18 protein-coding genes and 3 pseudogenes are annotated in these 26978 nt (G+C 67.1%); 12 read left to right on the top strand and 9 right to left on the bottom strand.

From position 1 onward, the window contains the following. The first annotated feature begins 6 nt into the window (after nt 1–6). The 6 genes from kdpA (at nt 7) to QIY60_RS06550 (ending at nt 7191) form a co-directional block, all read left to right on the top strand. Nucleotides 7–1671, top strand: a complete 1665-nt coding sequence (kdpA, locus tag QIY60_RS06575; RefSeq protein ID WP_283141589.1) for a potassium-transporting ATPase subunit KdpA — start codon at nt 7–9, stop codon at nt 1669–1671. Then, nucleotides 1668–3821, top strand: a complete 2154-nt coding sequence (gene kdpB / locus QIY60_RS06570) for a potassium-transporting ATPase subunit KdpB (protein WP_283141588.1) — start codon at nt 1668–1670, stop codon at nt 3819–3821. The genes kdpA and kdpB overlap by 4 nt, the downstream gene beginning before the upstream one ends. A gap of 6 nt (nt 3822–3827) precedes the next feature. Beyond that, entirely contained in the window at nt 3828–4511 is a 684-nt protein-coding gene (locus QIY60_RS06565) for a potassium-transporting ATPase subunit C (RefSeq protein ID WP_283141587.1), read from the top strand. A gap of 31 nt (nt 4512–4542) precedes the next feature. After that, complete coding sequence (locus tag QIY60_RS06560; protein ID WP_283141586.1) at nt 4543–5253, top strand: response regulator transcription factor; 711 nt, start codon at nt 4543–4545, stop codon at nt 5251–5253. 182 nt (nt 5254–5435) lie between these two features. After that, on the top strand, nt 5436–5888 hold the full coding sequence (locus QIY60_RS06555) for a nucleoside deaminase (protein ID WP_283141585.1): 453 nt from the start codon (nt 5436–5438) through the stop codon (nt 5886–5888). 97 nt (nt 5889–5985) lie between these two features. Then, on the top strand, nt 5986–7191 hold the full coding sequence (locus QIY60_RS06550) for a serine hydrolase domain-containing protein (RefSeq protein WP_283141584.1): 1206 nt from the start codon (nt 5986–5988) through the stop codon (nt 7189–7191). Nucleotides 7192–7225: 34 nt separating this feature from the next. On the opposite strand, the gene QIY60_RS06545 is transcribed toward QIY60_RS06550, so the two are convergent. From QIY60_RS06545 to QIY60_RS06535, 3 genes are all read right to left on the bottom strand, one after another. After that, on the bottom strand, nt 7226–7639 hold the full coding sequence (locus QIY60_RS06545; RefSeq protein ID WP_283141583.1) for a DNA-binding protein: 414 nt from the start codon (nt 7637–7639) through the stop codon (nt 7226–7228). Beyond that, nucleotides 7636–7899, bottom strand: coding sequence for a CopG family transcriptional regulator (locus QIY60_RS06540; RefSeq protein ID WP_283141582.1), 264 nt, complete (start codon nt 7897–7899; stop codon nt 7636–7638). The genes QIY60_RS06545 and QIY60_RS06540 overlap by 4 nt, the downstream gene beginning before the upstream one ends. Nucleotides 7900–8741: 842 nt before the next feature. After that, nucleotides 8742–9149: an NUDIX hydrolase gene (locus QIY60_RS06535; RefSeq protein ID WP_283145837.1), complete on the bottom strand. Its 408-nt coding sequence runs from the start codon at nt 9147–9149 to the stop codon at nt 8742–8744. Nucleotides 9150–9270: 121 nt separating this feature from the next. Here QIY60_RS06535 and QIY60_RS06530 point away from each other — a divergent pair. From QIY60_RS06530 to QIY60_RS06520, 3 genes and pseudogenes are all read left to right on the top strand, one after another. Continuing rightward, nucleotides 9271–10061, top strand: a pseudogene (locus tag QIY60_RS06530) (GntR family transcriptional regulator). Between the two features lie 242 nt (nt 10062–10303). Then, entirely contained in the window at nt 10304–10465 is a 162-nt protein-coding gene (locus QIY60_RS06525) for a hypothetical protein (protein WP_283141581.1), read from the top strand. Between the two features lie 302 nt (nt 10466–10767). After that, a pseudogene (locus QIY60_RS06520) lies at nt 10768–11136 on the top strand (hypothetical protein). Between the two features lie 620 nt (nt 11137–11756). On the opposite strand, the gene QIY60_RS06515 reads toward QIY60_RS06520, so the two are convergent. Next, nucleotides 11757–12251 (bottom strand): hypothetical protein, encoded by a 495-nt coding sequence (locus tag QIY60_RS06515; RefSeq protein ID WP_283141580.1) that lies wholly within the window; start codon nt 12249–12251, stop codon nt 11757–11759. Nucleotides 12252–13103: 852 nt separating this feature from the next. Beyond that, nucleotides 13104–13712 carry a hypothetical protein gene (locus QIY60_RS06510; RefSeq protein ID WP_283141579.1) on the bottom strand — a complete coding sequence of 203 codons (609 nt, stop codon included), beginning with the start codon at nt 13710–13712 and terminating at the stop codon, nt 13104–13106. A 688-nt stretch (nt 13713–14400) separates the two neighbouring features. On the opposite strand from QIY60_RS06510, the pseudogene QIY60_RS06505 reads away from it, so the two are divergent. Continuing rightward, nucleotides 14401–14800: pseudogene (locus QIY60_RS06505) on the top strand (transporter); the annotation flags it as partial. Between the two features lie 59 nt (nt 14801–14859). On the opposite strand, the gene QIY60_RS06500 reads toward QIY60_RS06505, so the two are convergent. The 4 genes from QIY60_RS06500 to QIY60_RS06485 all read right to left on the bottom strand — a co-directional run bounded on the left by QIY60_RS06500 (nt 14860) and on the right by QIY60_RS06485 (nt 21940). Next, on the bottom strand, nt 14860–16929 hold the full coding sequence (locus QIY60_RS06500) for an FG-GAP-like repeat-containing protein (RefSeq protein ID WP_283141578.1): 2070 nt from the start codon (nt 16927–16929) through the stop codon (nt 14860–14862). A 276-nt stretch (nt 16930–17205) separates the two neighbouring features. Further along, nucleotides 17206–19011, bottom strand: coding sequence for an FG-GAP-like repeat-containing protein (locus QIY60_RS06495; protein WP_283141577.1), 1806 nt, complete (start codon nt 19009–19011; stop codon nt 17206–17208). An 894-nt stretch (nt 19012–19905) separates the two neighbouring features. Further along, nucleotides 19906–21390: an FG-GAP-like repeat-containing protein gene (locus tag QIY60_RS06490; RefSeq protein WP_283141576.1), complete on the bottom strand. Its 1485-nt coding sequence runs from the start codon at nt 21388–21390 to the stop codon at nt 19906–19908. A gap of 178 nt (nt 21391–21568) precedes the next feature. After that, on the bottom strand, nt 21569–21940 hold the full coding sequence (locus QIY60_RS06485; RefSeq protein WP_283141575.1) for a hypothetical protein: 372 nt from the start codon (nt 21938–21940) through the stop codon (nt 21569–21571). A gap of 470 nt (nt 21941–22410) precedes the next feature. Between QIY60_RS06485 and QIY60_RS06480 the strand changes: the two genes are divergently transcribed. Together QIY60_RS06480 and QIY60_RS06475 are read left to right on the top strand one after the other, a co-directional pair. Then, nucleotides 22411–26331: a polymorphic toxin-type HINT domain-containing protein gene (locus tag QIY60_RS06480; protein ID WP_283141574.1), complete on the top strand. Its 3921-nt coding sequence runs from the start codon at nt 22411–22413 to the stop codon at nt 26329–26331. Continuing rightward, the gene (locus QIY60_RS06475; RefSeq protein ID WP_283141573.1) at nt 26286–26795 is read left to right on the top strand and encodes a hypothetical protein; all 510 of its coding nucleotides are present in this window, start codon (nt 26286–26288) and stop codon (nt 26793–26795) included. Before QIY60_RS06480 ends, QIY60_RS06475 begins: the two co-directional genes overlap by 46 nt. Nucleotides 26796–26978: the final 183 nt, after the last annotated feature.

Here is a 26978-nt window from a genome sequence, read left to right as displayed (position 1 = left end):
CCCGATATGTCTTCCGTCCTTGCTGGTGTACTCCAGCTCCTCGCCCTGTTCGTGGCGCTTGCGCTCGCGTACCGGCCGCTGGGCGATTACATGGCCCGTGTCTACTCCTCGGAGAAGCATCTCCGGGTGGAGAAGTGGATCTATAAGGCGGTCGGGGCCAACCCGTCGACGCAGATGCGCTGGCCGGCGTATCTGCGGGGGGTGCTGGCCTTCTCGGCGGTGAGTGTCCTCTTCCTGTATCTGCTGCAGCGTCTGCAGGGGCATCTGCCGGGCTCGCTGGGTTTCGTGTCGATCCCGGCGGACCAGGCGTTCAATACGGCGGCGTCGTTCGTGTCGAACACGAACTGGCAGTCGTATTCGGGCGAGCAGGCGATGGGTCATGTGGTGCAGACCGGTGGTCTGGCGGTGCAGAACTTCGTCTCGGCTGCGGTCGGTATGGCGGTGGCGGTCGCGCTGGTGCGGGGTTTCGCCCGCTCGCGTACGGGTGAGCTGGGGAACTTCTGGTCGGATCTGGTGCGTGGCACGGTGCGGATCCTGCTGCCGATCGCGGTGGTCGGCGCGCTGGTGCTGGTGGCGTGCGGTGCGATTCAGAACTTTGCCGGGATTCACTCGGTGGGTCAGTTCCTGGGTGGTTCGCAGGAGTGGAACGGCGGGGCGGTTGCTTCGCAGGAGGCGATCAAGGAGCTGGGGACGAACGGTGGCGGGTACTTCAACGCCAACTCGGCCCATCCCTTCGAGAACCCCAACGGGCTGTCGAACCTGTTCGAGGTCTTCCTGATCCTGGTGATCCCGTTCGCGCTGACGCGCACCTTCGGGAAGATGGTCGGCTCGGTGAAGCAGGGGTACGCGATCCTGGCGACGATGGTCGCCATCTGGATCGGGTTCACCGCGCTGATGATGTGGACCGAGTTCGCCCATCATGGTCCGGCGTTCGATGTTGCCGGTGGTGCGTTGGAGGGCAAGGAGACCCGTTTCGGGGTGGGCGGCTCCGCGGTCTTCTCGGTGGCCACGACGCTGACGTCGACGGGTGCGGTGAACTCGTTCCATTCCTCGTTCACCGGTTTCGGCGGCGGTATCCAGCTTTTGGGGATGCAGCTGGGGGAGATCGCGCCGGGCGGTACCGGGTCGGGTCTGTACGGCATGCTGGTCATGGCGATCATCGCGGTGTTCATCGCGGGTCTGATGGTGGGCCGCACCCCGGAGTATCTGGGCAAGAAGATCGGCACGCGTGAGATCAAGTTCGCGGCCTGCTACATCCTGATCACCCCGGCGCTGGTGCTGTGCTTCACGGCGGCGGCGATGGCGATGGGGTCCACGCTCGACTCGATGACCAACTCCGGTGCGCACGGCTTCTCCGAGGTGCTCTACGCCTACACCTCGGGGGCGAACAACAACGGCTCCGCCTTCGCGGGTCTGAACGCGAACACGGAGTGGTTCAACACCTCGATCGGTCTGGCGATGCTCCTTGGGCGCTTCTTGCCGATGGTGTTCGTGCTGGCGCTGGCGGGTTCGCTGGCGGAGCAGAAGCCGGTTCCGGAGACGGCGGGCACGCTGCGGACCAACAAGCCGCTGTTCACGGGGCTGCTGGCCGGCACGATCCTGATCGTCACCGGTCTGACCTACTTCCCCGCGCTTGCGCTGGGGCCGCTGGCCGAGGGGCTGGCGTCATGACCACCGACATCAAGAAGTCTGAGAAGTCTGAGGAGCCCGGCTCCATGTCCACCGCCACCCCCACCCCCACCCGTGCTCCGCACAGTGATGTTCCCACCGGCCACAAGCCGGAGACCGGGAAGGTCGGCGGGGGGCTGTTCGACCCGAAGCAGCTTCTGAAGTCGTTCCCGGACGCGATCCGGAAGCTGGATCCGCGGGTGATGGTCAAGTCGCCGGTGATGTTCGTCGTCGAGATCGGCTCGGTCCTGACCACGGTTCTGGCGGTGAAGGATCCGGGGGACTGGTTCGGGTGGGCGATCGCCGCCTGGCTGTGGCTGACCACCATCTTCGCGAACCTCGCGGAGGCGGTCGCGGAGGGCCGGGGCAAGGCACAGGCCGACACCCTGCGCAAGGCCAAGACCGACACCGTCGCCCGCCGCCTCAACGGCTCTGCCGAGGAGCAGGTGCCCGGCACCGAGCTGAAGATCGGTGACCTGGTGGTGTGCGAGGCGGGTGACATCATCCCCGGCGACGGTGACGTCGTCGAAGGCGTCGCCTCCGTCGACGAGTCGGCGATCACGGGTGAGTCCGCGCCGGTGATCCGCGAGTCGGGCGGTGACCGCAGCGCGGTCACCGGCGGTACGAAGGTTTTGTCCGACCGCGTGGTCATCAAGATCACGACGCGGCCGGGTGAGACGTTCATCGACCGGATGATCAACCTGGTCGAGGGCGCGGCCCGGCAGAAGACGCCGAACGAGATCGCGCTGAACATCCTGCTCGCCTCCCTGACGATCGTGTTCCTTTTGGCGGTGGTCACGCTCCAGCCGTTCGCGAAGTACGCGCACGCCGAGCAGTCGATGATCGTCCTCGCGGCCCTGCTGGTGTGCCTGATCCCGACGACGATCGGGGCGCTGCTCTCGGCGATCGGTATCGCGGGCATGGACCGCCTGGTCCAGCGCAACGTCCTGGCCATGTCGGGACGGGCCGTCGAAGCGGCGGGCGACGTCTCCACGCTGCTGCTGGACAAGACCGGCACCATCACCCTGGGCAACCGCCAGGCCTCCGAGTTCGTGCCGGTCAAGGGCACGACGGAGGCGGAGGTGGCCGATGCCGCCCAGCTCTCCTCCCTCTCGGACGAGACCCCCGAGGGCCGCTCCATCGTGGTCCTCGCCAAGGAGAAGTACGGGCTGCGCGAGCGCCACCAGGGCGAGTTGACGGACGCCGAGTGGATCGCGTTCACCGCCCAGACCCGCATGTCGGGCGTGGACGTGGACGGGCGCAAGGTCCGCAAGGGTGCGGCGGGTTCGGTCGTGGCGTGGGTGAAGGAACGGGGCGGCCATGTCGCACAGGACGCCCAGGCGCTCACCGACCGGATTTCCCAGGCTGGTGGCACGCCGCTGCTGGTGGCTGTGGAAGACGCGGAAGGCGCCCGCGTCCTGGGCGTGATCCACCTCAAGGACGTGGTCAAGGAGGGCATGCGGGAGCGGTTCGCCGAGCTGCGCCGGATGGGCATCAAGACGGTCATGATCACGGGTGACAACCCGCTGACCGCCAAGGCCATCGCCGAAGAGGCCGGTGTCGACGACTTCCTCGCCGAGGCCACGCCCGAGGACAAGATGGCCCTGATCAAGCGCGAGCAGGCCGGCGGCAAGCTGGTCGCGATGACCGGGGATGGCACCAACGACGCCCCCGCACTCGCCCAGGCGGACGTGGGGGTGGCGATGAACACGGGCACGTCGGCCGCCAAGGAGGCCGGCAACATGGTCGACCTCGACTCCAACCCCACCAAACTCATCGAGATCGTCGAGATCGGCAAACAGCTGCTGATCACCCGCGGCGCACTCACCACGTTCTCGATCGCCAACGATGTGGCGAAGTACTTCGCGATCATCCCGGCGATGTTCGCGGTGGTCTACCCCGGCCTGGACAAGCTCAACATCATGAGCCTGCACAGCCCCGAGTCCGCGATCCTCTCGGCGGTCATCTTCAACGCCCTGATCATCGTCGCGCTCGTCCCGCTCGCCCTGAAGGGCGTGCAGTACAAGCCGATGAGCGCCGACAGGATGCTGCGCCGCAACCTCGCCGTCTACGGCCTGGGCGGCCTCATCGCCCCCTTCATCGGCATCAAACTCATCGACCTGCTCATCTCCCTCATCCCCGGAATCGGCTGACCTGCCATGAACAACACAGTTGGAAACACCGCCCGGCTGCTCGGCGCCGGCCTGCGCGCCCTCCTGGTCCTCACGGTGGTCTGCGGGATCCTGTACCCGCTGGCCGTCACCGGCATCGCCCAGGCCGCCCTCAGTGACAAGGCCAACGGCTCCGAGGTCAAGTCGCAGGGCAGGGTGGCCGGTTCGGAGCTCATCGGCCAGCGCTACGACCTGCCGAAGAAGAACCCCGACGACGCCGAGGAGGCGGCCCGCCCGGACCTGCACTGGTTCCAGCCCCGCCCCTCCAACGGGCTGGGCTCCAACAAGGCCAACGGCGTCAACACCCAGTACGACCTGATCGTCTCCGGCGCCACCAACCTCTCCGGCGACAACGACAAACTCATCCAGCAGGTCAAGGACGCCAAGGCGGCCGTGGTCAAGGACAACTCGACGCCGACGTACAAGGTCAACCCGGCTGACGTCCCCGCCGAGGCAGTCACGTCTTCCGGCTCTGGCCTGGACCCGGACATCTCCCCGGCGTATGCCAAGCTCCAGATCCACCGCGTCGCCGAGGTCAACCACCTCGACGTCCAGCAGGTCCAGAAGCTCGTCGACGACAACACCAGCGGCCGCATCCTCGGCTTCATCGGCGAACCCCGCGTCAACGTCCTCAAGCTCAACATCGCGCTGAAGGAGGCAGTGGGGAAATGACGGGCTTAGGGCGGGATCAGGGAGCGGGCCGATGACCCGGGTGCTGGTGGTGGAGGACGAGCCGCAGCTCGTACGGGCGCTGGAGATCAACCTCAGAGCGCGCCGGTACGACGTGGACGCGGCCCCCGACGGCGAGGCGGCCCTCACCCTGGCCGCCGCGAACCCACCGGACGCGGTGCTCCTGGACCTGGGCCTGCCGGACATGGACGGCATCGACGTGATGCGCACCCTGCGCCGCTGGTCACGGGCGCCGATCCTGGTGGTCTCGGCCCGGAGCACGTCGGACGAGAAGGTGGAGGCGCTGGACGCGGGCGCGGACGACTACATCACGAAGCCGTTCAGCATGGACGAGCTGCTGGCGCGGCTGCGGGCGGCGACGCGGAGGGGGGACGGGGGTAGGGGAGGGCGGAGTCCTGAGGCGGACTCCGCCGACGGAGGCCCGGCCCGGGTGTCGACCCCGGTCTTCACCCTGGACCTCCTGGCGAAGAAGGCGACCCGGGACGGCGCGCCCGTACGCCTGACGCCGACGGAGTGGCACCTCCTGGAGGTCCTGATACGCCACCGGGGCCGCCTGGTCACCCAGCGCCAGCTGCTCCAGGAGGTCTGGGGCCCGACGTACCGCACTCAGAGCAACTACCTCCGCGTCTACATGGCCCAACTGCGCCGCAAGCTGGAGGCGGACCCGTCGCAGCCGAGGTATCTGGTGACGGCGCCGGGGATGGGATACCGGTTCGAGGTGTGAGGGGGAGGACCGGAACGTAAGGTGACAAAAGGGGTCACCGTGACCTCCCTGGAACCTGACGCAAGGAGCCGAGGCACATGTCGAAGCGAGGCAACAAGCGACGGGCGCGGAAGAAGAAGAGCGCGAACCACGGGAAGCGGCCGAACTCGTAATACGGGTCGGGGCAAGGCCACACTGAGGTCATGGAACTGGCGGCAGCACGTGCCCTGCTCCCCGTAGCGCTCCAGGAGGCGCGAGCAGGGCTGACCGAAGGCGGCATCCCGATCGGCGCGGCGCTCTACGGCGCCGACGGCCGCCTCCTGGGCCGCGGCCGCAACCGCCGCGTCCAGGACGACGACCCGTCCATGCACGCGGAAACGGCGGCGTTCCGCGCGGCGGGCCGCCAGCGGTCGTACAGCGGCACGACGATGGTGACGACACTCTCCCCCTGCTGGTACTGCAGCGGCTTGGTCCGCCAGTTCGGCGTTTCGAGGGTGGTGATCGGCGAGGCGACCACTTTCGTTGGTGGGCGTGAGTGGCTGGCGGAGTGCGGGGTGGAGATCGTGGTGGTGGACGACGAGGAATGCCGGTCGCTGATGCGGAAGTTCGTGGCGGCGAATCCGGAGCTGTGGGGGGAGGACATCGGGGAAGGGTGACGCGTGGGCCCGACGCGGGCGGCACGGGGGTCCGTCTGCGTGATCCGGATGGTGGCGTTGCTGTTCACGGCCCCGATCCGGAAGAGGCGCCCACGCCATGCGACGCACACCCGCCCGACGTCTGTTCGCCGTCGTGCTACTGGTGGCGTCGGTACTGGCCCCGACGACAGCGACACCTGCCATGGCGGGCCAGGCGGTGGGATGCGACCGGCACGACCCGTACAGCTGCCCGTCGGACGGCGGCCGGGGCCGCGAGCTGACGGCCCGGCTGGACAAGGCGATCGAGGACGTACGCCGACAGGCCGCGATCCCCGGCGTCGTGGTCGGACTGTGGATGCCGGGCAAGGGAAACTACGTCCGTGCGACCGGAGTCGCTGACAAGACCACCGGCGAGCCGATGAACACCGGCTTCTTCTCGCGGATCGGCAGCGAGACGAAGACGTTCACGGTGACGGCGCTGCTCAAGTTGGTGGACGACGGCCGGATCCGCCTGGACGACCCGATCTCGGCCTACGTCCGAGGCGTACCGAACGGCGACCGGATCACCCTGCGCCACCTCGCCGAGATGCGCAGCGGCCTCTTCCCGTACACCGCCGACCCGGACTTCGTGCACCTGCTGAGCGACCCGAGCCGTACGTTCACGCCGCGGGAGGTCCTGGCGTACGGCTACAAGCACGCGAACACCTTCGCGCCGGGAGCGCAGTTCCAGTACTCGAACACCAACCTGGTCCTCCTGGGCCTGGTGATCGAGAAGGTGAGCGGGCGACGAGTCGAGGACTTCATCCACGACCGGGTACTCCGCCCGGCGCACCTGGACCACACACTTTTCCCCACGCGTACTCATCCGGTGTTCCCCGATCCGCACGCGCGCGGCTACACCAACCAGACGCTGAGCGGCGACATCGAGGACTCCACGGACTGGAACCCCAGCTGGGCCTGGTCGGCAGGCGCCATGATCTCGAACCTCCAGGACCTCCACCGCTGGGCGAAGATCGTCGCCACAGGAGCACTGCTGAGCCCGGCGACCCAACGCCAGCGCCTGAAGACGCTCCCAACGGGCTACCCCGGCACGAGCTACGGCCTGGGCATCTTCAAAAGCGGCGGCTGGACCGGCCGCAACGGCTCCATCCCCGGCTACGAGAGCGTGACGGTCTACCTCCCGTCGAAGAAGGCGACGCTGGTGGTGCTGCTGAACACGGACGTCACGTATGGGGGGAAGGAGCCGTCTTCGCTGGTGGCCCGGGCGGTCACGCAGATCGTGACGCCGGGCAATGTTTATGACCGGCCGGTGCCGCCGCGGTAGGTCTTTCACCGGGTCGGTGTGGCCCGGCTCGTGATCAGACCTTGATCACGGTGACGCGGCCACCGCACAGGGCGGTGAGGTCCTCGGGGTCGGAGGTCAGTACGGCTACGGGCCCCGGGGCGGCAAGGGCGGTCGCGCAGAGCATGGCGTCGATGGCGTACTTGTGGCCGTGCAGACCGGCGTCGGCGAGCAGACCGGCGGCGTCCCGGGCGAGGGATTCCGTGACCGGCTCGACGACGAGACGGGACAGGGTCCACTCCAGTGCGGGGCGGTTGATCCGGGGGTGGACCACTTCGACGAGCGTGGCCGCAGACGTGATGACCCGCAGGTCGTCGGCGCGGGCCAGGGCGAGCCAAGCGGTGACGGTCCGGTCGCGCAACACGGCCTTGGCCAGCCCCTCGCTGTCGAGCACGAGCGTGCCACCCGGGGCGGCGGGCGACGGACTCACGCGGCGTCCGCCCCGGTGCCCGCCTGCTCCCGCCGCGCCTGCTGAAGCTGCTCCCGCAGGGCCTGGATCTCATCCTCGGCAACGGGCCCGTGCTCGGCCTCGGCGACCTGGATGAGCTCATTGAGATTGTCCCGCTCGATCTGCCGGGCGACGGCGGCGGCGACGTACGCGGACAGCCCGGAGGGACCACCGCGGGCGCGAGCGGCTTCGGCGATGTCGCGGGGCATGGTGATCGAGTACTTGCCGGTGGGGTCGGGCATGCTACCTATCCTACCGCTGGTATTCCCAATGTGTCGTGCCTCTTGCGTGAGTAGGGGTGGGTGTGGCAGGCGCAGCTGTACGTGTAGGAGTAGTCGGGCTGTTGCGGCGCGCCCAGTGGCTGAGCCAGCGGCAAGAAGGCGACGCGTCGAGCAGACCATTCGATGCGGCTGCCGCCTTGGACGACGACCAAGATGGTGGGACGCCCGATGGCCAGGGCGGTCTCGACGGTGCGGGAGCGTTCCAGGAACGCCAAGGCGGTCTCGTACGCCTCGCCTTCCAGCCCTGACATGACCGTACGCAACACCACCCTGATCCACCGGACTGCTTGCCCGGGCGTCTTGACGTCGGGAGCCGCAGAGAGGTGAGGCTGGTCGGCGCCGTCGGACGTCATCGTGCACTCGCACCAGTAGCCCCGCCTCAGCACGAGTACGCACCCCGCGCCGAGGGCTGAAGCGTTGCCATCGCCGTGCGCCCGGCTTCGTCACCGGTGACCGTGAGGCGGCAGGTGAGAGCCATGACGATGCTGAGTCCACGGTCATGGGGCGAATCCCGTGTCCGCCTCGCTCGCCGTGGGCTCGTCCCGGGTCCCGCCGCAGTCGGTGACGGCGACGGAGCCGGTGCTCCGTGATGGCGAGCATGACGCGGAACGGATCGCCTGCCGTGCGCGTGAGGGTGTTGGTGCCGAGCTTGCTCACGACTAACTCGGCCTCGTCCGCGCAGGAGTGGCCACTCAACACGTCCCGCGCCCAGCGCCGGGCGCGGCCCACTTCCTCCAGGGAACCTGGGCAGATCAAACGGTGCAGGTAGGCGGCCGTACGCCCAAGCGTTGCTTCAGCTCGTTCTAGACGAGCCGAACGCCGTCGTGGGCGCGGACGGCCGGTGGGGTGGTGTTGTCGAGCGAGTCCAGAACGCGGACCGCGTACGCCTCGTCGGCGAGGGCGACGGCCTCTTCCCGGGTGACCCAGCGCAGCGCGCGGGTCTCGTCGCCGACAGTCGGAGCGCCGTCCATGGCCTCGCAGCGGAAGACCAGAGAGACGATCAGGCCGGTCATGTTCTTGTAGACGTCGGTCAGGGTCGCCGGGAGAGCAATCTTGATCCCGGTCTCTTCGAGCACTTCGCGCTGCAGGGCGTCAGGGATGGTCTCGTCCCTTTCCAGCACGCCGCCGGGCGGCTCCCACTTGCCGTTGTCCCGCCGCTCGATCAGCAGTGCCCGGCCCTCGTCGTCGACGATGACCCCGGCGACACTCACGGAGTGCGGGCGATCGGTGGTGGTCACGCTTGTCGGCCTCCCGACTGGCCCCGTCTGACTGGGCTCGCCACCGTACCAACTCAGGTCACCTGCTCGTCAGATATCTATACGGAGCACGCACATGGCGTCGTCTCAACCCCCCGGCCTGCTAGGCGCGTTGGATCCGACCAGCGACCGCGCTGTCTTCCGGCAGATCGCGGACCGGCTCAGAGAGGCGATCGACAAGGGCCGCTTCCGCGAGGGCGACAAGCTTCCGTCCGAGACGGAGCTGGTCGAGCACTATGGCGTCTCGCGCATGACCGTCCGCAACGCGCTGTCCATCCTCCAGGGTGAGGGACTCGCGGTCTCGGAACACGGCAGGGGAGTCTTCGTACGCCCGCGCCCACCGGTCCGCCGCCTCGCCTCCGACCGATTCGCACGCCGCCACCGCAAGGAGGGCAAACCGCGTTCACGGTGGAGGCCGAAGCCGCGGGCATCCACTCGGAGGTGGACAGCCTGGAGGTGACCGAGCAGAAGCCGTCGGCGGACATCGCCGGTCGCCTCGGCTCGCCCCGAAAGGTCCTCGCCCGCCGCCGCCGGTATCTCCTCGACGGCCGCCCGGTCGAGTACGCGACGTCGTACATCCCCCTGGACATCGCCCAAGGCACCCCGATCACCGACCTGAACCCCGGCCCCGGCGGCATCTACGCCCGCCTGGAGGAAAACGGCCACCGCCTGTCCCACTTCGACGAGGAGATCCGCGCCCGCAGGCCCTCGCGGGCCGAGGTCCGCGTGCTGCAACTGACCACCGGCGTCCCGGTCATCCACCTGATCCGCACGGCGTACGACACGGAGGGCCGCGCGGTGGAGGTCTGCGACACGCTCATGGCGGCCGATGCTTTCGTTTTGGCTTATCAGCTTCCGGCTACGTGACGGGGTTGGCCCTGATCCCGGGCGGGGCGGACCTCCGATGGCCTCCAATGAGACGCAGGGTCACCCAAAGGGGTTACGGCAAAGCCAGGTTGCCCTCACACCCCCGCCACTCGCGGCATCGTCTCTCCAGCAACTCACCTCTGGGGGCACTATGGCGAGCTACAGCGACGTGCAAAAAGGCCGTACGAGTCGAGAAGTTCCGCATCTGGTTCGCGTGGACGTCCGGCGGGGCCATCTGGCTAATGATCACCAGCGCCACCAAGAACATCGCGATCGTCAGTGTGATCACTCAAGTGCTGCTGGTGGTCCTCGGACTGCTGTTCACCATCGCCGCGGTGACGATGACGAACAGGCTCAATCGGAAGGCAGAAGCAGCGCGTAGAGAGGTTCTCGGCGACCTGTAGCCCAGGGGCGACTTTCCGAGCCCTGCGGCAGGGCGCTGAGAGATGCTCTGGGGATAAGGCCATTCGGTCGGGGTGCGTTGCCAACGGATCTGGCCGCCACCAGTGCGGAGCGTCACGACCTGGACCGGGAGGCTCGTTCGCGGGTGAGGCCTTACGGCTGGTCTCAGGGCACCATCGCCCAGCCATGGCGCCGTAGACTCCAGCCCCTGCAAGCTGAGTTCGAGCCCCTGGCCGCGACCGCTGCATTGCCGAGCGGGTGTCGAGATCAGCGCACCGAGCACGAAGTGACGAGAGGGGTGGGCATGTCGCGGATCGAGGGCGCGTGGCTGTTCCGCGAGGCGTGGATCGCCGGTGTACGCAAGCACTTCCCGGGCGAACCGAAGGCCGGCTACGTGACGCCGTGGGAGGAGACTCCCGAGTGAGAACGCGCCGCCGCAGGGGCGGTCCACGCCCAAATCCGCCAGTTCCTGGACCTGAGCGCCGGCCACGCCTCCCGCCTCACCCGCGAACAGAAGAGCCGCTTCGTCGCCACGTGCTGGACGGCCCAGATGTACCACCACTTCGAGAACCCGAAGCCGGGCTATGTGGCCGACTGGGCCGAACTGCCGGAGTGGCAGCGGGAGACTGATGCGGACATTTTTGAGGCGGTTGAGGGTAGGGGAGCGGGCTGAGCGGGTTGGGGTGCGGTTGACCTGGAGTGCCTGACGCGCCAGGGCTCCGGCGGCCGGGGGAAGGGCAGGATCTTTCGTCCCGAAGCAACTTGAGGGAGGGGTTGAGCAGGGCTGAGTGCCTGGCTGACCTGCTGTGACGGGGCGTTGCCATTCGCGTTTGTTTGGCGTCGTCCGTGGGCGTTGTCACGCAGTTAGACACTCACCCTTGCTCTTGAGGTCAGCGGCCGAACAGCTCCGGGTGTGGGCAGGGTTCCGGCGAGACCTCCGGCCGGTCCGCCCACTGCCACCAGATGTGCCGCTGTGGGCAGCCCCAGAGGCTGCGGCAAAACCCGCTTGTCATCGTCTTCACGCCCGCAGAGCGCGAACCCTCCGAACCTCATCGGCTGGCTGCACTCAGGACAGGCGGGAAGGGAGCCGGACGACATGAGCGGGCCGTACTCCGCCGACCGACTCCCTGCATCATCGACCTTCTGTTCCGTAGCTCTACAGAGCTCGGTCATTGGAGGTCATAGAGGCTGCCGGGATTCCCGTGAGGGTAGGTATTGGGCACTGCCAGTTGCTGGGGCTGCCGTACTTCGTTGCTGTACCGCATCATGGAATAGCGGAGCATTTGGCTGGCCTCAGTCCATCTTACTCAGTGACCCTTCAATGGTTTGATGACTCCTGTCTCTTTTGGTCCCTGCGTAGCTGAAATTGAGTCTCATCGTGCCGTCGAGAGTGACACGAATGATGCCGGACGGAACGCAACTACCTTGGTCAATGCGCTCGTCTAGATGCAAGGTGTTGCCACTGACTGACGAGAGGCGGACTGTTCCTTTGCAGCGCTTACCTGAGAATACGTAGTCGGTCTCGCCAACTTCAGAGCCTTCTGTGCCGTCGCGGAGAGTAAGTGTTGTGTCGTACGTCGCCGTCTGACCGTTGTCATGCTCCGCGGTGTCCCCCTGCCACCGACCAACAAAGGCAGCTGGCACATCGCTCTTGTCGGGTGAGCCTGTGTCATCACGGTTCGAGATGTAAGCCGCGATGATCGTTGCGGCGGCTCCGATCAGAGCAACCAGGACAGCACTCGACCAGATCGGATGATGGCGGATAGTGTCAACCGGCGACCTTGCCACTCTGTCCTCCTGGCCAATGCAGCTTGCGATGGTCGTCCGTGCAAGCCCCCTTGCTGGCGCCAGTGCCTGCTTAGCCATAGTCGGCCCCAGCTTCACCCTTCGCCCACCGACTGGCGCGTCCGAGTGACATCAGCTTGGGAATCGCCGATTATTTCGCGCGGATCATGCATCTGACCTGCTGAGACGTGCCTGGCATACAGGCTTCTCGACGTCGGATCTCTGCTTCTGATGACCGTGGTTTACCGGTGTGCCTGGTGCGGTCGCGTGAGGTTGGTGGGGCGGAGGCTGGTATCAGAAGTCGAAGAAATGCCCCGGGCCTGGCTGACCTGGGGATCTCTCGGCGACCAACGCTGTGACCTGTGGCTAGACCGTCGGCGGTTGTCATCGTTGGTCGCTGTTGTGTGCCTCCGCGAGGCCCCGCGACGGCCCCAGCTCTGGGGAGTCGGAGCTGGTGAACCAAGTCGGATGGCGAAGAGGGCTACCGTCTGTCTGTGCTGCTTCTACGCTGCAAGTCATGCAGTGGACGGCAATAGTTGCGACTGCGTTCGGTGCGGTCATTGGCATTGTGAGCACCTTGACCGTGGACCGTGCGCGATGGCGGCGCGAGTTATCTGAGCGTGACAGAGATGCCATGCGGACTACATACGCCGCATATGTGGAGGCACTGACTCAGGCACGCGATGAAATCACCCAAGCCAGTCGAGACCCTGGCCTCACGGCCGACCAACGAGCAGAGGCCGTGCGCACGGTCATCGGTCGACACGGCGTGTACTCCAAGCAGCACCAGCTCGAACTCATAGCGCCCGCGAACGTCGTGAGGCTCGCACTTGGTGCCGCGCATAAACTTGCGGTCTATCGCGACAGTGTGATCGATGGTTTCACGCGGGAAGATCCTGAATGTGCTGCGGCGCGGAGGGCATATCGGGAAGTTCGGTATAGCTTAATTGATGAGATGCGCCTGAGCCTAGAGCGTCCGTAGGCAACCTGAAAAACCGTCGTGGCGCGAGTCACCGTGGCATGAGGTTGGTGCACGGTCCTGGCTCGGCTGTGCGGCTTTGGCCCCAGCTTGCCGAGACGGGACCGGATCGCGCTCGGTTGCCGTCCGAATTCCTTCCCCAGCTCCTCGAAGTCCTCGTTGCCATCGCGGTAGAGGGCCAGGAGCTTGGTGTCGTCCTCGACGGTCCAAGGGAAGCCCATGTTCGGGTACTTGATCCGCAGCTCGACGGGGACCACTGGGCTGGTGCGGGAAGGCTCCCTCACCGCACTGATGGCCTCAATGGCGCTGAGAGCGAAGCGGTTGATCACGACGTCTCCGAGCCAGAAGATCGCGTCTCCGTCGGCGATGGTGAGCCGATCGGCGGACACGGTGACTGCTCGCCGTAGGCAGTCGGCGTCTTTCGGATCCGGGATGAAGCCGGTGAACGTCAGGCGGAATGCCGCATGGTTGTTGGATGCCCCCATGACCTCAGCGTGCCGGGTGAATATCCCTGCATGGAAGACCGCCTGTGACCCCGGCCTGGTCTATGTCCAGGGCGGGTGTCGGATGGGGGCATCGGGACGCCGTTGGGCCAAGCGGAGCGCCCCCGAGTGGTCGGGGAGGGGCACTTGGGCGCGCAGGTACTCCCTGAAGTGGAGTTCGTGGCGCTCGCTGCCTATGGCGTGCTTCTGGCGCTGCGGTGGACCAGGTCGGCTGCAGTCAGGTGGACGGGTCTCGTGGCCCGGCTGAGCTGGGATGCACCCCGCCAAGATCATCACGTCGCTATTACGTGATCAGTGGCGAACCGCAGCCTCCGCCCGCACATGCAACAAGACCCCGCACCCAGCAAAGTGGCTGGTGGCGGGGTCTTTAGGCACTCCGTAAGGGGTGCCCCCGGCAGGATTCGAACCTGCGCACACGGCTCCGGAGGCCGTCGCGGAAAACCAGGTTCTCGCAGGTCAGAGAGGTAGCTGACGTTTTGTCAGGGTCCCGGTCCCGCGTATGTCCCGCCAGAACGAAATGTCCGATAGCTTCCGCATGGAAGTTTAGTCAGGTCCCGCGATCCTGGGAAAGGGGGCCGGAAATATTCGTGCCGCTCCCCGGTGTTCCGCCTCGGCGTTCACACGATCCGGGGGGGCGGGCCTGAAGCTTTTCCGTGCGACGAAGCACGGCGTGACGGAGGTCGTGCCGCGTCTGGCCGGGGCGGAGGCCGATGTGCAGCTTCTCGTCGAGGCGCATATGGAGGCGGTGCTGAGGGTGCGGTTCCTGGCGAGTGAGTACAGCACCGGGCCCGTGCACGGGGCCGGATCGACTCGTTGGGCCTGGACGAGAACAACGCGCCGGTCATCATCGAGTACAAGCGCGCTACCGATCCGGGCGTGTCCTGTCGCAGGGCTTGTTCTATCTGGCGTGGCTGCTGGAGGCGGGCCGTGCGGAGGTCCGACACCTGGTGCGCGAGCGCCTGGAGCCGACGGCGGCTACGCAGGTGCCGTGGTGGGCCCCAGGCTGGTCCTGGTCGCGGGGCACCTCAACCCGCTACGACCTGCACGCCATCGGTCAGCTGCGGCACTCGCCTGCCGGGTCCGCTCGGCGACGGCCCTGCCGGTGGCAGCGGCCGCCGCTGGGCGGGTATTACCAGCCGTTGGTGAGGCGGAGGGGGTGGGTGAGTTGCGTGGTTCCGTCGTTTTGCCATTGGTTGAGGTCGCCGGTGGTGTCGCTGCGGGCGATGAGGTCGTCGTGGCCCGGTCCGCGGAAAGCTCCTGCGGTGGTCTGGGTGAAGGCCCAGTCGTGGCTGAGGAGTTCCTTGGTGCGGAAGGTGCTGTTTCCGTTGGCCTTCCAGATATACAGGTCGCCCTGGCCGTCTTTGGCGATCAGGTCGGGCTTGCCGTCGCCGGTGTAGTCGCCGGCGGTGGTCTCGGTGAAGTTCCAGCCACCCGTCAGCTGACGGGGGCGGTCAAAGGAGCCGTCGCCTCTGCCTGCCCACAGGGACAGGTTGTTGGCGGAGTCTTTGGCGATCAGGTCGGGCTTGCCGTCGCCGGTGTAGTCGCCGGCGGTGGTCTCGGTGAAGTTCCAGCCACCCGTCAGCTGACGGGGGCGGTCAAAGGAGCCGTCGCCTCTGCCTGCCCACAGGGACAGGTTGTTGGCGGAGTCTTTGGCGATCAGGTCGGGCTTGCCGTCGCCGGTGAAGTCGCCGGCGGTGGTCTCGGTAAAGTTCCAGCCACCCGTCAGCTGACGGGGGCGGCCGAAGGTTCCGTCGCCGCGCTGCGGGGCGTCGATGTCCTGGTTGCCGGGCCAGAGGTAGAGGTTGCCTTGGCCGTCACGGGCGATGAGGTCTGCGGTGCCGTCGCGGTCGAAGTCGGCTGCTCTGGTCTGGGTGTAGCGGGGGGCGGGGCGGGTGGCCGGGGCAGGCGCCAGGGCGTTGGCCATGGCCTGGTTGCCGTTGTCGTTAAGGTGCAGGCGGTCATCACCGCGGGTGTAGTAGCCGGCGAACAGGCGTGTGTGATAGAGCGGGTCACGTGTGGCCTGGTCGAAGTCGACGTAGCTGTCGATGTCGTGGGTGGTGCGGATGTAGCGGTTGTATTCCTGGCGTACTTGTTCCTTCGCCGGGCTGTAGTCCGGGTTTCCCTCGAATGCGGGGAGTGTGGCGACGGTGAAGGTGAGTCCGGCGGTGTGGGCTCGTGCTGCGAGGTCGCGGACGGCTGCCACGAGGGCCTCGCTGGTGGCATCGTCGTACAGAATGTCGTTGACGCCGGAGTAGAGGATCACGTGCGTGGCGTTGGGCTGGGCCAGGGCGTCGCGGTCGAACCGGTGGAGCACCGAGGGCCCGTAGAAGGCGCGGGTTCCGGTGCTGTCGGTGAGGAGCCGATTGCCGGAAATCCCGGCGTTGACGATGCCGCTGGGGCGCGCGGACTTCTGCAGGGCCCGGCCGTAGGCGTCGGTCCATCGCTGATTGGTGTCGGGAGTGGTGTGCCCGCCGTCGGTCTGCGAGTCACCGATGGCCACAACGGTGCCGCCACCGGCGCTCGCGGTGACGTCCAGTCCACTGAGATAGGCCCAGTACCGGAAGCGCGCGGGGAAGCTTTTGCTGCCGCTCGCTGCGGCCTGGTCCGTGGTGTCGCCTGGCGCCGAAGTGTAGGAGGTCGTCAGGGTGTACTCGTGGTAGGGCGCCGAAGCCACCGGCTGGGGCAGGTAGATACTGACAAGCAGGTTCTCGTCGGCCTTGACAGGGAATGCCGCGGGATCGCTGTCGATGCTCTCGCCCGGCTGGATCTCGACCTGTCGCGCGCCGCCGAACGTCAAGGAAAGCGGTGTGCCCTGTGCTGCGGCTCCCTGGTCCTGGCGGGCGATCGTGGCATGCCCGATGGTCACGGGCTCCGTGCTGAAGGTATTGGCCAGGTGGATGCGGGCGGTGCTGCCGGCGATGCTGCTGTGCACCACCATGCGGACTGTCTGCTGTCCGGTGACCTTCGACTCGCTGGCAGGGGCCGCGGTGCCGAGGGCCGTGCCCCAGGTCCGGGTCCACTGGGCCGCGGAGGAGCGGACCACTGCCACGGCTGACGACTCCTGCGGTGCTTGCACAGCTGCCGGGTCGGGCACACCGAAGCCGCACAGCACTGTGGACAGTGCTGCCGTCAGTATCACCGTCACCGCCGGGCGGATGCGTGTGATTTCTCGATGCCGGTGCTGGCGAGCGGTCGCCATCGGTTGTTCTCCTTGTACGTGGTGGTGTGCGGCAGGCTGTGGTGGCGACATGGCAGGGGGTATCCGTGTGCGGGCGCACGGATACCCCCTGCCATCGAACGGGAAGAGCGGCTAACATGCCGCAGCCTCGCCAGGGTTATCCGGTCAGGAGTGCCGTTTGCCGGGCGGCTTCGCTGCCCGGAACGCCACGGCTATACCACTCGGCAGAACCCGAGGATTTGGGCGATGGAAGGGTCTTTGAGGTAGGGAAGAAGAACCTCGACCGTCATGCTGCCCTTACCAGCTGCCGTTGAGTCGGAGGGGGTTGGTGAGCTGCGGGGTAATGGCGGTCCACTGGTTGAGGTCGCCGGTGGTGTCGCTGCGGGCGATGAGGTGGTCGCGGCCCGGTCCGCGGAAAGCTCCTGCGGTGGTCTGGGTGTTGGTCCAGTTGCGGCTGAAGAGTTCCTTGGCGCGGAATGTGCCGTCTCCGGTGCCCTTCCAGATGAAGAGGTCGCCTCGGCTGTCCTGGGCGATGAGGTCGATTTTGCGGTCGCCGTTGAAGTCGCCCGCAGTGGTCTGGGAGAAGTTCCAGCCACCGGTCAGGCGGCGGGAGCGGTCAAAGGTGCCGTTGCCCCGGCCCGTCCACAGGTGGAGGTTCTTGGCGGAGTCCTGGGCGATGAGGTCGATTTTGCCGTCGCGGTTGAAGTCGCCCGCAGTGGTCTGGGAGAAGTTCCAGCCACCGGTCAGGCGGCGGGAGCGGTCAAAGGTGCCGTTGCCCCGGCCCGTCCACAGGTGGAGGTTCTTGGCGGAGTCCTGGGCGATGAGGTCGATTTTGCCGTCGCGGTTGAAGTCGCCCGCAGTGGTCTGGGAGAAGTTCCAGCCACCGGTCAGGCGGCGGGGGCGGCCGAAGGTTCCGTCGCCGCGCTGCGGGGCGTCGATGTCCTGGTTGCCGGGCCAGAGGTAGAGGTTGCCTTGGCCGTCACGGGCGATGAGGTCTGCGGTGCCGTCGCGGTCGAAGTCGGCTGCTCTGGTCTGGGTGTAGCGGGGGGCGGGGCGGGTGGCCGGGGCAGGCGCCAGGGCGTTGGCCATGGCCTGGTTGCCGTTGTCGTTGAGGTGCAGGCGGTCATCACCGCGGGTGTAGTAGCCGGCGAACAGGCGGGTGGGATCCAGGGGGTCACGTGTGGCCTGGTCGAAGTCGACGTAGCTGTCGATGTCGTGGGTAGTGCGGATGTAGTCGTTGAACTCCTGGCGGGTCTGTTCCTTGGCCAGGGTGTAGTCGGGATCACCCCTGAATGGGGGGATGGTGGCAACGGTCACGGTGAGCCCTGCGGCGTGTGCGCGCTGGGCGAGCTCGCGGATGGCCTGGGAGAGGGCCTGGCTCGTGGCGTGGCCGTAGAGGATGTCGTTGACGCCGACGTAGATGATGACCTTGCGGACGCCGGGCTGGGCCAGGGCGTCGCGGTCGAACCGGTGGAGCACCGAGGGCCCGTAGAAGGCGCGGGTTCCGGTGCTGTCGGTGAGGAGCCGATTGCCGGAAATCCCGGCGTTGACGATGCCGCTGGGGCGCGCGGACTTCTGCAGGGCCCGGCTATAGGCGTCGGTCCATCGCTGATTGGTGTCGGGAGTGGTGTGCCCGCCGTCGGTCTGCGAGTCACCGATGGCCACAACGGTGCCGCCACCGGCGCTCGCGGTGACGTCCAGTCCACTGAGATAGGCCCAGTTCCCAAAGCGCGTGGGAAAGCTCGTACCGCTGCTGACTGCGGCGCGGTCAGCGGTGTCTCCCGGCGCCGAGGAGTAGGACGTCGTCAGGGTGTACTCGTGGTACGGAGCCGTCGCGACCGGCTTGGGCAGGTAGAGGGTGACCAGGAGGTTCTCGTCGGCCTTGACGGGGAACGCCGCGGGATCGCTGTCGATGCCGGCGCCCGGCGGGATCTCCGTCTGGCGGGCACCGTTGAAGGTCAGGGAGACAGGAGTGCCCTGGGCAGCGGGGCCCTTGTCCTGGCGTGCGATCGTGGCATGCCCGATGGTCACGGGCTCCGTGCTGAAGGTATTGGCCAGGTGGATGCGGGCGGTGCTGCCAGCGATGCTGCTGTGCACCACCATGCGGATTGTCTGACCTCCGGTGACCTTCGACTCGCTGGCGGGGCCCGCAGTGGCAAGGGCCGTGCCCCAGGTCCGGGTCCACGGACCGCTGGAGGGCTGTCCGGCGGCCGCGGACGACCTTGTGTGTGAAGGCTGCGCGGCGGGCGCGGACGACCTCGCAGGTGACGGCTGCACGGCGGCTGCGGACGACCCTGCGGGTGAACGCTGCCCATCGGCTGCGGACGACTCCGCGGGTGACGGCTGCGTGTCGGGCGCGGACGACCCCGTGGGTGACGGCTGGGCGTCGGGCGCGGACGACCCCACGGGTGACGGCTGCGCAGCTGCCGGGCTGGGCACGCCGAAGGCGAACAGCGCGGTGGACATTCCAGCGGTGTGCATGCCCACCATCGCCGCGCGCACACGTGGGCTGCGCCGGTCGCGGGGTTTGCGATGGATCCCCATGAACAGTTCTCCTTTGGTGCGGGTTGAGGCTGCAACAAGTACTGGTCACGCCAGGGGAGGGATGCGATGGGTGGCCTGGCAACTCGGTGCGGGAGCCGCTGCTGCGCGAAGGTGCGCACGCTTGGTACCGCCGGAACGGTGCTAACGGCATCGGAGTCACCACGAGGCAGAGCCGGGCACCCGGCACATAGAGGCCGTTTGCCCGGCAGAGCAACGCCGGGTAGGCGCGAGCCTCCGGTCCGGAGGGGTTACGGCCGCACCACACTCGGCCTGCAGGCAAGAGCCTGATGATCTCCGGTTTCGGAAGCATCGCTCTCGTGAGTTGTCCGCGCAGCTGGCTGTCCAATTCACTGCGGAACGACTGCCCGTGCCAGAACCGTGAGGGGTGCCCGTGAGGCACACGGACACCCCTGCTATGCGTCAGTCAGGGCATCTGATCGGGCGGTACGGGTGCTACTGCCCGGGTGCGGTGGCGCTGCCGAAGGTGCCGTTGCCGTTACCGGCCCACATACGCAGCTCTCCACCCGTGGTGCGGGCCATGAGGTCCACCTTGCCGTCCCCGGTGAAGTCACCCGCCACCGTCTGCGTAAAGTTCCAGCCCCCGGTCACCGTCCGCGCGCTGCCGAAGGTGCCGTTGCCGTTGCCAGCCCACATACGCAGGTCACCGCCCGCGGTGCGGGCCATGAGGTCTACCTTGCCGTCCCCGGTGAAGTCACCCGCGATGGTCTGGGTGAAGTCCCAGCCCCCAGTGATCTGGCGCGGCGCGCCGAAGGTGCCGTTGCCGTTACCGGACCACATACGCAGGTCACCGCCCGCGGTGCGGGCCATGAGGTCTACCTTGCCGTCCCCGGTGAAGTCACCCGCGATGGTCTGGGTGAAGTTCCAGCCATCGGTCAGCTTCTTGGACGCGCTGTAGATTCCGCTGCTATTGCCCGTCCACAGGAACAGGTCACCACTCGCGTTGGTAGCGACCAGATCCGCCAGACGGTCGCCGGTGAAGTCGCCCGCGGTGGTCTGGGTGAATCCCCAGCCGCCGGTCAGCTGCCGGGCCGCGCCGAACAACCCATTGCGGGCACCGCTGCGCACACTGAGCGTCTTGTCGCCGGCGATGGTGTACAGGTCGGCGACACCATCACCGTTGTCGTCACCAGCGACGGTCACGGCCGGGGCCGCAGCCGCGTCCCGGAACGCCACCGTGCTCACCCACGGCGCGAGGTTGTCGAGGCGGGCATCCAGCGCGCTGGTGCGCTTCTCGTTCTCGTCGGTGCCCAGGCAGCCGCCCTGCCAGGAACGGATGTTGAGAGCGACGAGCTCCGCGCTGTCGCCCGTGCCGCGCAAGGCGGGGGCGCCGGCGTCGCCCTGGCAGATCACCGCGTTCTCGGAGCCGTTGAGCCCGATAGAGGCGGGGTCGGTGGAGGCCACGGTGAAGGCCGAGGCGTGCAGCTTGTTGGGCACCCACTCGGTCTTGGTCCGGCCGAACCCGGCGACCTGCAGCTGCTCGCCCTCGACGGGGGCCTTGGTGGCGACCTTGACCGGCTTGGCCGCGCTCTCCGGGACACGCTGGGCGAGCTTGACCATCACCACGTCGCGGTCCGGGCGCGGGACCAGCTCGACAGCCTCCTGCACATTGCCGGTCGCCTGGGTCAGATCCGCACGGCCCACGGTCACCGTCGTCTTCACCGTGGGCTTGCCCGCCGGGACCGGCTTGCCACCATCGCTGAAGCAGGTTGCTGCGGTGATGACCCACTGGGCGTCGACCAGCGCACCCGAGCAGGCGGTCCGGTCGCCGATGTTCAGCTTCGCGGTGAAGGCATAGCTGCCGTCTGCGGAGTCGCTGCCAGTGAGAGCAGTGGCAGGGGCGGCGGTCAAGAGTCCGGCTCCCACCGCGGTGGCGAGCAAGGCGGTCGTCCACGCGGTGCGTGAACTCTGTGCAGACATGGTGGTCCTTTGGGATGTTACAGAGGAAGAAAGAGCCCGATCGGGGCAGGACGGCAGCCAGCGGGCGCCGGGATGTGCCGAGAGCGGAAGCCCGGATGCCGTGTACCGGCTCCAGCGGCGTATCGCCGGGTACTTCGCGGAGTGCGCGGACGGGGCGCCGTGCGGGTGCGTGTGGTCGTCAGCCGGTGACGCGGAGCTCGACCAGCATGGACGGTGTTCCGTCGTTGCCCGTCTCACCCATGGGCTTGTAGGCGCCCTTGGGGGCATTGACGATCGTTTCCGTACCGTCGGCGGTGATCTTCGCTTGGACCGGGTGGGTCTGGGCCCACAGGCCATAGGCCTCGGGCAGTTCCATCGTTACGAAGCCCTGCTTGCCCGTGACCGCGAAACAGAAGTACATCCCGCCGGTCCTCGACTCGACCTTGATGTCATACGCGGAGGCGCAGTCGGTGAGGAGGATGTGGCCGTCGCCCTGCTTGAGGGTGATCTTCTTGTCCTTGAGGATCTGCGCCGCATTCGGGTACGCGAACTGCTCGACCGAGGACGGCATGTCCGTGGCGGACGAGGCGGCACTAGCCGCCTCTTTGCTGTCGCGGGGGGACGCTTGGGCGACGGAGAAAGCTGCGACGGCGGCGCAAACGGTGAGTGCCGCTATAGCGCCGGTAACTACGGTCTTCCGGGCAGGAGTTGTCCCCACGGGTACTTCCGATCGATAAGAGGGGCACCATGCGCCCGCGATATGGACGCAAGTAAAGCATATGTAAGAATCATGCATCGCTTACCCCAGGCACTCCTGGCTTGGGGTCTGCCGTAGCACGTCTACCTTGCAGTTTCCGCTTGAACGGCCTGCCGCAAGAGCGGAACTAGTGTCTCCGTTTGTATGCAGAGCCCGCCTGAAAAGGCGGTTCCCGCCTCGGTGGCGTGCCACAGCAGTGCGTCAACTGGAGGGGAATAAACGTGAATTGGCCACTGCACTCCAAAGGAGTGCCGCAGCCCGCAAGACCCGGTCGTCGCAGAACGGTGCGTCTGCGCAACACCTGCGCCACCCTGATCCCCGCCGCCCTGGTCGCAGGCCTTCTGGGAGCGTCTCCTGCATCGGCCGATGAGGCCACCAACCCCTTGTTCTTGCGCAGCCTCACTGTGAGGTCTTGGGAGTCAGGCGATCGGGGTATCAAGGAGCAGGCCGAGAAGGCGCTTCTGGGCTCGGACGACGACATCAAGGCGTTCGTCGCTGGCAGGGACAAGACGCGGGACGTTGATGATCGTGTGGCGGTCAGCCGCATGATCAACTTCGGCGGCCGGGGCGTGCGCGCTGCGGGCACGGCGGCGCTGGCGAGCGGCAAGCCCGAGGACGTGCAGGCGTTCCTGACGGACGGGTGGAAGGCTCCGCTGGACCAGGACCGACGTGTTGAGGTCTCCACGATCATCAACGCCGGCGGCCGGGGCGTGCAGCTGGCAGGCACCGAGGCCCTGAAAGGCACGCCCGAGGACGTCAAGCAGTTCCTCGAGGTCGGCCAGTACAAGGCCCGAGAGACGGACGACCGCGTCGCGGTCTCCAAGCTGATCAATTTCGGTGGGCCCGCAATGCAGGCCGCCGGTACCGTCGCCCTGCAGGGCACCCCGGACGATGTGCGGGAGTTCCTGGAGATCGGGCAGTTCACGGCCCGCAACCGTGACCAGGAGACCGCCACCCTGCAGCAGCTGCTCGAGCAGGCCAAGCTGGCAGGCGCGCAGGCCGATGTGGCCACCAAGGAGGCCGAGGAGGCCTCTGCCCGCGCGGTGACCGCCTCCGACCTGGCCAAGCAGGCCGCGCAGACCGCCGCCAACGAGGCCGCTGCCGCCAACATCGACTCGAAGACGGCCGCGAAAAAGGCGCAGCAGGCCGCGGAGGCCGCGATGGCCGCAGCCGAAGCCTCTCAGCAGGCCATCCAGGCCGCGAACGCGGCGAACAGGTCGGCCCGCGTCGCTGCCCTGGCAGCTGCCCAGACCTCGGCTGCGGCCAGCGCCGCCGCCGACGCGGCCAGCCGTGCCTACGACTCCTCGGTGGCCGCCCTGGGAAATGCCTCCCAGGCGGACAAGGCCAAGAACGACGCCGCCGCCGCCCGGAAGGCCGGCGACCTGGCCAAGCAGTCGGGCATCGCCGCCGAGCGCGCCGCTGCAGCCTCACGCGCCGCCGCCACCGCGGTGAACGCGGCCCTGAGCGCCGCCGGCAACTCCGACGACGCGGCCGACGCGGCCGATCAGGCCGATAAGAGCGCCAATGCCGCGGGCGCGCACTCCAACGAGGCCCACCAGGCTGCGGTCGAGACCCGCCGCCACGCAGCCGAAGCCAACCGCGCCGCCCAGGCGGCCATGGCACTGGCCAACAAGGCCGCCGACGCCGCCACCGAAGCGAGAGATGCGGCGAACTCGGCCGCCGGACACGCGAACAAGGCCGCCGATGCGGCCGAGGAAGCCGTCAAACACGCCGGTGAAGCCGGCAAGGCCTCAGCCCAGTCCGCCGCCTATGCCACGGCCGCCGCGGAGGCCGCCACCAGCGCGGAGAACGCCGCCGCAACCAGCGGCAAGGTCTTCGGGCTGGCCCGCGAGGTCGACGCAGCAGACCTCACCACCCGCACGAACGCCGCCATCGAACGCGCCAAGTCCCAGAAAACCATCAATGACAGCGCCGTCTCCAAGCTGGCGAAGGCCGCGCTGGAGGGCAAGGCGATCGACGACGACACCACAGCCCTCGCAGCCGAGGCCGACAAGCCCGGCGCCGACACCAAGGCCATCGCCGGCAAGGGCCGCGCGATCGCCATGCGCGCGATGAAGTCCTTCGGGTCCTGGCGCCAGTCCGCTGCTGCCCAGGCCCTGGCCGGCAGCGATGACGACGTCCTGACCTACTTGCGCACCGGCGTGAAGAAGGCCAGCAGCGACGAAATCCGCCAGCAGGTCGCCGACCTCGCCTCCCAGAGCCCCTACGAAGCGGTCCGGACCGGCGCCGCCGAAGCGCTGAAGGGCAGCGACCAGCAGATCCGCGACTTCTACACCACGGGCCAGTTCCAGGTCGCGCTCGTTGAGTACCGCGTCCTCATATCGAAGATCAACAATGCGGGTGGGCCCAGCGTCAAGAAGGCCTCCCAGGATGCCCTGGCGGACGGCAGTGTCCAGGCCCTGACCGCGTTCCTCAACACTGGCCAGTACCAGGCCCGCAACACCGACGAACGGGTCATCGCCAGTAAGCTCTACAACGACGGCGGGCCCGAGGTGAAGGCCGCCGCCATGGTCGCCCTGACCGGCCCCGCCGACAAGCTGCACGACTTCGTCGAGCTCGGCCAGTACATGGCCGACCGCAAGGACAAACTCACCGACAACCACGTCGCCCAGGCCCAGCGGCTGCTGAACGAAACCCTCGAAGTCGCCGCCAACGCCCGCAAGAAGGCCAATACCGCGGCCCAGGCCGCCGCCCTCGCCAAGGGCGCCAAGGACGTCGCCGACAAGGCCGCCGCTGCCGCGCTCGAATCGGCCGCCCAGGCTACGAAGTACGCGGCCGACGCCGCCAAGTCCGCCGACGCCGCCCAGGCCAGCGCCGACCAGGCCGCCAAATCCGCCGCCACCGCCCGCGCCGCCGCCGACCGAGCCAGCAACGACGCCGTCGCCGCCGACGAATCCGCCGCCCAGGCCCAGTTCTCCGCCACCTACGCCCGCCAGTCCGCAGACGCCGCCAACCGCTCCGCCGCCATCGCGTACAGGGCTAAACTCGGCGCCGGTAAAAGCCGCGACGAAGCCGTCCAGGCCGCCGGCGACGCCTGGAAGCACGTCGCCGACTTGCGTCGGGCTGAGGAAGCAGAAGCACGTCGGCAGGCAGCGGAAGAGCGCAAGAAACAGCAGGAAGGCAAGCAGAAGAAGCCCTGCATCCCGCGCATCAACTGGGACCACCTCCCGCCCTGTGCCGGGCACTCGGACTACGTCCTCCAGCAGCCCAACATGGACAACGCATTCAACCGTTTCCTCACCAATGTGTTCATGATGGTCACGCCCATCGGCGCCGTCGTTCAGTGCGCCGAGAACCCCACCACGACGGAATGCCTCGGCGCAGGCTCCGACCTCGCCCTCGCCAGCAAGGTGTCCCTCGCCCAGAAGCTCATCGGTAAGGGCATCGGAGCGGTCGAAGACCTCGGCAAGGAGACACGCTTCAATAGGGGAGGTAACTGCACCCAGTGCTTCCTTGCTGGCACCAAGGTACTCATGGCGGACAACACCGCCAAAACTATCGAATCCGTCAAGGTTGGCGACCAGGTCACCGCAACTGACCCGCTCAGCGGCAAGACCGGGCCGCGCAGAGTGACAGCCCTGATCGTCACCGAACACGACAAAATCTTCAACGACCTCACCATCAAGACCCGCCGAGGCCATGAACGTCTCACCGCGACCACCGAACACCCCTTCTGGTCGCCGTCCCAGCAGATGTGGGTAGAGGCAGGAAAGCTCACCAGGGGCATGACCCTGCGCGCTGTCGATGGAACCACCGTCGAAGTCGAGGGAAACCGCTCCTACGAAAAGAACGCCCGTACCTACAACCTCACCATCGACGACCTCCACACGTACTATGTACTCGCGGGGTCTACGCCGATTCTCGTGCACAATAGCGGTCCATTCTGCGGGGAGCCGATCGGCGGAAAGATCGGTGACCGTCTTGGCGGAGAGGACTTCCATGGAAGCGAGTACTCGCTTGACGAGATCGTGGAATTTGTAAATGGGCATACGGGAGATGGGAACCCGACCATGGGGCGGCCGACAGTAACAGAGATTGAAACGGCTTTGCGCGAGGCTGGCCCGGTTCGCATCGGCAAGCAGAACGCCGCACAGTTTGACCACGGAGGCGTGAGGGTGATCGTTAACTATGATATGCCGTGGAAGAGCACGGCATACTATCCCGGTTCGCTTGGAAAGCCGTGACTATCATGACAAATCCTGACCTGTCCTGGATTTCTGGACGCTTGCACCCCGACGATCTTCGTGCATTGGAGGGGGTGATCGTCCACCTCTCTGGCCAGCGGAGTATTACTCTTCCCCAGCTTCTGGCTTCCTGGAAGCATCACGTAGAGAAGCTTGAGGCAGACCTCTCCTTGCCCAGCTCGGACAGGTCTGTATGGGGGGCGCACGACTTGGTCGCCGCTTTGGTCCTCCGGGATTTCATCCAGGATGGACTGGGCGCTCTTGATGTCGCACTGAGATCCAAATTCGAAATCCTACTCTCGGAAATCGACAGCCTTTTTATCTCCTTCACGGAGCCGGATGATCTGCTCCGTGTTGAAAAGGTGGACGCTCGCCCTGGGAGTGAACGTGAATGGTGGTGGAAGCGGATCCCCGTGACCGGACCGGCGCGTGAAGAGGTGATTCTTTACAGTGGGCTTAATTAGCGCCCTGTAAATAAGGGCCAACGATAGAAGTCCTCCCCGTGGTGCGCCCTGGGGAGGACTTCCGGGCGTCTTGACGGCAACGTCAGCGGACGGTTTCTGCACTTGGCGGGTCGTCAAGGGTCTCGGGTGCCCGGAGCGCGTTGCCGAGGGTGTCGATGGCTTGGGCTGGAGGCGGAGTCGGAC

Source organism: Streptomyces sp. BPTC-684, from assembly GCF_030028635.1.
Lineage (GTDB): Bacteria > Actinomycetota > Actinomycetes > Streptomycetales > Streptomycetaceae > Streptomyces > Streptomyces noboritoensis.
Note: the sequence above shows the minus strand (reverse complement) of the source record. Positions and strands in the feature narration are given on the sequence as shown.